At 66.5% G+C, this 4,489-nt stretch carries 6 protein-coding genes; 4 read left to right on the forward strand and 2 right to left on the reverse strand.

Features of this window, described 5'->3' with window-relative positions; all coding sequences use genetic code 11:
• The 3 genes from INE98_RS12670 to INE98_RS12680 form a co-directional block, all read left to right on the forward strand.
• Positions 1 to 1,509 (forward strand): penicillin acylase family protein (locus tag INE98_RS12670; protein ID WP_293539294.1); only part of this gene is annotated, 1,509 nt, incomplete at its 5' end.
• Between the two features lie 82 nt (positions 1,510 to 1,591).
• Positions 1,592 to 1,933: a ferredoxin FdxA gene (gene fdxA / locus INE98_RS12675; protein WP_293539295.1), complete on the forward strand. Its 342-nt coding sequence runs from the start codon at positions 1,592 to 1,594 to the stop codon at positions 1,931 to 1,933.
• Positions 1,934 to 2,200: 267 nt separating this feature from the next.
• Positions 2,201 to 2,713, forward strand: coding sequence for a CarD family transcriptional regulator (locus INE98_RS12680; RefSeq protein WP_293539297.1), 513 nt, complete (start codon positions 2,201 to 2,203; stop codon positions 2,711 to 2,713).
• A gap of 18 nt (positions 2,714 to 2,731) precedes the next feature.
• Here the strand turns inward: INE98_RS12680 and INE98_RS12685 are convergent, their stop codons facing one another.
• Entirely contained in the window at positions 2,732 to 3,565 is an 834-nt protein-coding gene (locus tag INE98_RS12685; protein ID WP_293539298.1) for an enoyl-CoA hydratase-related protein, read from the reverse strand.
• Between the two features lie 136 nt (positions 3,566 to 3,701).
• On the opposite strand from INE98_RS12685, the gene INE98_RS12690 reads away from it, so the two are divergent.
• On the forward strand, positions 3,702 to 4,319 hold the full coding sequence (locus tag INE98_RS12690) for a glutathione S-transferase (RefSeq protein WP_293539299.1): 618 nt from the start codon (positions 3,702 to 3,704) through the stop codon (positions 4,317 to 4,319).
• Here INE98_RS12690 and INE98_RS12695 read toward each other — a convergent pair.
• Positions 4,303 to 4,489, reverse strand: a 187-nt coding sequence (locus tag INE98_RS12695) for a hypothetical protein (RefSeq protein WP_293539301.1), incomplete at its 5' end; no start/stop codon positions are given. The two genes, INE98_RS12690 and INE98_RS12695, sit on opposite strands and share 17 nt — an antisense overlap.

Consider the following 4,489-nt stretch of genomic DNA (forward strand, 5'->3'; position numbering starts at 1 on the left):
CTCGAAGCTCCTGGCATGTCGGTCATCGGCGCGGGCGAACCGGCACTTCCCGGCGTCTCGATCGGCCACAATGGGGCCATCGCCTTCGGGCTGACCATCTTCTACGCCGACCAGGAGGATCTCTACGTCTACCAGACCTCGCCGGAGGACCCTGGACTCTATCGCTACCGAGACGGCTGGGAGAGGATGGAGACGGTGCGAGAGCGGATCGAGGTGCGCGGGGAGGCCCCTCGGGAGGTCGACCTGAAGTTCACACGGCATGGCCCGGTCATACATGCCGACGCTGCGGGCCAGAGAGCCTTCGCCCTGCGCTCCGTCTGGGCCGAACCCGGCGCCGCCGCCTACTTCGGTTCGCTGGGCTACATGAACGCCCGCTCGTGGCCGGAGTTCAAGGACGCCCTCGCGAACTGGGGCACGCCGAGCGAGAATCAGGTCTACGCCGACGTCACGGGCCGTATCGGGTGGGTCGCTGCGGGCCGCGCCCCGGCGAGACCGAATTGGGACGGTCTGCTGCCGGTCCCCGGCGACGGGCGTTACGAGTGGCGGGGCTTCCTGTCGCAGGATCAACTGCCGTCCCGCGTGGATCCCGCAGAGGGCTATATCGCCACAGCCAACGCCATGAACCTGCCTCCGGATTATCCCGTGGCTGAGCACAAGGTCGGTTTCGAGTGGGCGAACCCGGCGCGTCAGCAAAGGATCGATGAAGTGCTCGGCGCCGGCGGCCGGATCAGCCTGCAGGACGCCATGGCTCTCCAGACGGATCCGACCGACATCACGTCTCGCCGGCTCATTCGTCTCCTTGCGCCGCTGAGTTCCGCCGATCCTCTGACGGCGAAGGCCCTGGAGCTCCTGCGCGACTGGGATGGAAGGGCCGAGGTCGACAGCGCGGCGGCGGTCGTTTTTCTGACATGGACCGGAAAGCACCTCGGTCCCGCGGTTGTCTCACGGGCTGCGCCTGAGGGGGCCCGCGGCCTGATCGGTGGCGGCGATCTCGCGGCGGTCATGGACCTTCTGGACTCTCCGGGACCGGAGCTTGGCGCGAATCCCGGGACGGCTCGCGACGCCCTTTTGATCCAAAGTCTGGAGGCGGCGGTGGCGGAGGTTGCTCAGCGCCTCGGCTCCGATCCCTCGGCCTGGGCCTGGGGCAGGCTTCACCAGGCTGAGTTCACCCATCTGCTGGCGCCTCTTGCGAAAGAATCGGAGTCAGAGGGTCTGAAGGTGGGGCCTGAGCCTCTGGCGGGGACCGCTCTCTCGCCCCTGGCCGCGAGTTGGCGCGCCGGCGACTTCAGGGTGACCTCGGGAGCGTCCTTCCGGATGGTTCTGGATGTCGGCGACTGGGACGCCAGTCGGTTCATCAACACGCCGGGCCAGGCCGGAGATGTCGACAGCCCGCACGCGCGGGATCTTTTCCCGGTCTGGGCGAAGGGCGGCTATCTGCCGCTGGTCTACAGCCGGCGGGCGGTCGAGGCGGCGACGTCGCAGGTCTTGAGACTGTCCCCCGCACCCTGAAGGCGGTCGGCATTGACAACCCCGGCGAGGACCGCGAGAACCCGCGCCGGAAGCGACCTGAGCCCGGAGGCGGAGAGCCGCGATGACCTATATCGTCATGGACCCCTGCATCAAATGTAAGTTCATGGACTGCGTGGAGGTGTGTCCGGTCGACTGCTTCTACGAGGGCGAGAACTTCCTCGTCATCAACCCCGATGAGTGCATCGACTGCGGGGTCTGCGAGCCCGAGTGCCCGGTGGATGCGATCAAGCCGGATACCGAGGATACGCCGGACGGAAAGTGGCTGCGGGTCAATACCGAGTACTCGAAGGTCTGGCCCAACATCACCCTGAAGGGCGAACCGCCGGCCGACGGCGCCCAGTTCGAGCGGGAAACAGACAAGTTCGAGAAGTATTTCAGCGAGAAGCCGGGCAAGGGCTCCTGAGGCCTGAACGGCGCAAGCCTTTCTTTGATCTCAGCTTTGTGATATGTTCCCAGTGGTTCCGACGGAGTCCCGTCGGGGCGTTTGTGTTCACAAGTCGTCGCTCGCCGTCGACCTCCGCCCCTGGAAGGCGAAGGGTGTCCTGACAGGAAGCCATCGGAAACAGACAGGGCCGGACCCGCACGTTTTGCGGGGCAGGACCGTTTGTCTCTGGGCGGAAGGCCAGGAACTGGACGGCGAAACGCCGCGGTGCGTTGAAGGGATCACAATATGAGCAAGGACGGTCTTCAGTTCTCGGTGGGCGATCACGTGGTCTATCCTGCGCATGGCGTAGGCCAGGTCCAGGGGATCGAGACCCAGGAGGTCGCCGGCTATTCTCTTGAAGTCTACGTCATCACCTTCGACCATGAGAAAATGACCCTGCGGGTGCCCACCGCCAAGGCGCGGGTCTCGGGTCTGCGATCCCTGGCCGAGGGCAATGTGGTCAGCCAGGCCCTCACCACCCTCAAGGGCCGGGCCCGGGTGAAGCGCACCATGTGGTCGCGCCGCGCTCAGGAATACGAAGCCAAGATCAACTCGGGCGACCTGATCTCGATCGCCGAGGTGGTGCGAGACCTGCACAGGGCCGAGAACCAGCCGGAACAGTCCTACTCAGAGCGACAGCTCTACGAGTCAGCCCTCGACCGGATGGCCCGGGAAGTGGCCGCCATTGAGCGCATTGACCGTGAAGCGGCTGTCGGCATCCTGACCAAGAGCCTGACCAAGGCCACCGTCTCCGCCTGAAGGAAGCCCCCTCCCAGGTCAGTCGGCAGACCTCTGACCGGTCCGGTAGTCGCCGAAGGCTGAGTCCCGGCTCGTGAGCGCCTTTGTGACCCCCTGCCTGAGCTCGGCCATGTAGGCGCGGCTCGCCGGAGTGTGCCACCCGAGAGCATGGAGGTCCGTGCCGGCCCGTATGCCGGCCCGCATCCCCATCGCCTCCATCTGACGGTGGACAAGGCGCTTGTTCAACTGGGCCAGTTCAGGATCGACCCGGGCGATCCGCTCAGCCATGGCGAGCACTTCGGCCTCCAGCACTTCGGCCTTGAAGGCGCGGTTGGCGAAGCCGAGCCTTACGGCCTCAAGGCCGTCGAACGCGTCGCCGGTGAGCATCAGCTCCATCGCCGCCCGCATCCCGACGATCCAGGCGTGATACTGGTTGTCCGGCGGACTCATCGTCCTGACAGCCGGATAGCCGATCTTGGCGTCCTCGGCGACGTAGACGAGGTCGCAGGCGACCGCCAGCTCCGAACCGCCGGCCAGGCACCACCCATGAACCTGGGCGATGATCGGCTTGGCCATGTCCCACATCCGGAAGCAGCCTTCCACGACATGACGGGCCCACTGCCCCTGCCCGCCCGCAGTGTGGAAAGGGAGCGCGCCGACACCGGCGAGGTCGTATCCCGAGGAGAAGCAGGTCCCTGCGCCACGGAGAACGATGACCCTGACCTCCGGGTCCTGGTCCGCCGCCTCGAGGGCCCTGAAGAGCTCGCCGCGAAGAGCGTTGGACAGGGCGTTGCGCTTATCGGGCCGGTTGAGGGTCAGCCGCCGGATATGCGGCGCCGGATCGTCGGTCAGGAGGATGGGCTGATCGGTCATGTCGTGTCTCCCCAAGGTTGGCCCCAGCCTAGGCGCGACAGGCCCGGAGCGACAAGCACCGGCGTGTTGACGTCAGGTCCGCCTTGACGGCTCCCGCAAGGCTCCGGCTAATCGGCGCACAATCAGGAGACCCAGGATGAAGCTTTTCAATTCCGTCGGACCCAATCCGCACGTGGTGCGCATGTTCATCGCCGAGAAGGGCCTGGACATCCCTAGGCAGGAAGTTGATCTGATGGGCGGCGAAAACCGCCGACCGCCCTTCAACTCCACCGTCAATGTCGCCGGTCAGCTCCCGGCTCTTGAGCTCGACAATGGCAGGACGATCTCCGAGATCACGGCGATCTGCGAGTACCTCGAAGAAGTCGGGTCGGGCCCGTCCCTGATCGGCTCCACGCCGGAGGAGCGCGCCGAGACCCGCATGTGGGTGCGCCGCATCGACCTGAACATCTGCGAGCCGATGGCCAACGGCTTCCGCGCGGCGGAGGGCCGCGCCCTGTTCGCCAACCGCATCAAGCTGGTGGGAGCGGACGGCGCCAAGGAGCTCAAGGAGATCGCCCGCGACCGTCTGATCTGGCTCGATGGTCTTCTGGCGGGGCGCACCTGGGTGGCGGGCGAGCGCTTCACCCTGGCGGACATCCTGCTCTTCTGTTTCCTCGCCTTCGGGGCCCAGGTCGGACAGCCGATACCTGAAGAAGCGGGGAACATCCGGGGCTGGTTCGAGCGCACCAAGGCCCGGCCTAGCGCGGCAGCCTGAGGACCAGGGCCAGGGCCGGGGCGTCGGAGCCTCCGGGCGGGACCTTGCGGCCTTGGCCCGTCCCGTATTCGCGCTGAACAGGGGCGGATCGGGCCTGTTCGGGAGCAAGGCCGGGCTGGTCGTTCCGCGCCGCCTGAGAGGCTGACCGAAGCCGCTGTCGCCGGAGGACC

The organism is Phenylobacterium sp. (genome assembly GCF_020253645.1).
Taxonomy (GTDB): Bacteria; Pseudomonadota; Alphaproteobacteria; order Caulobacterales; family Caulobacteraceae; genus Phenylobacterium.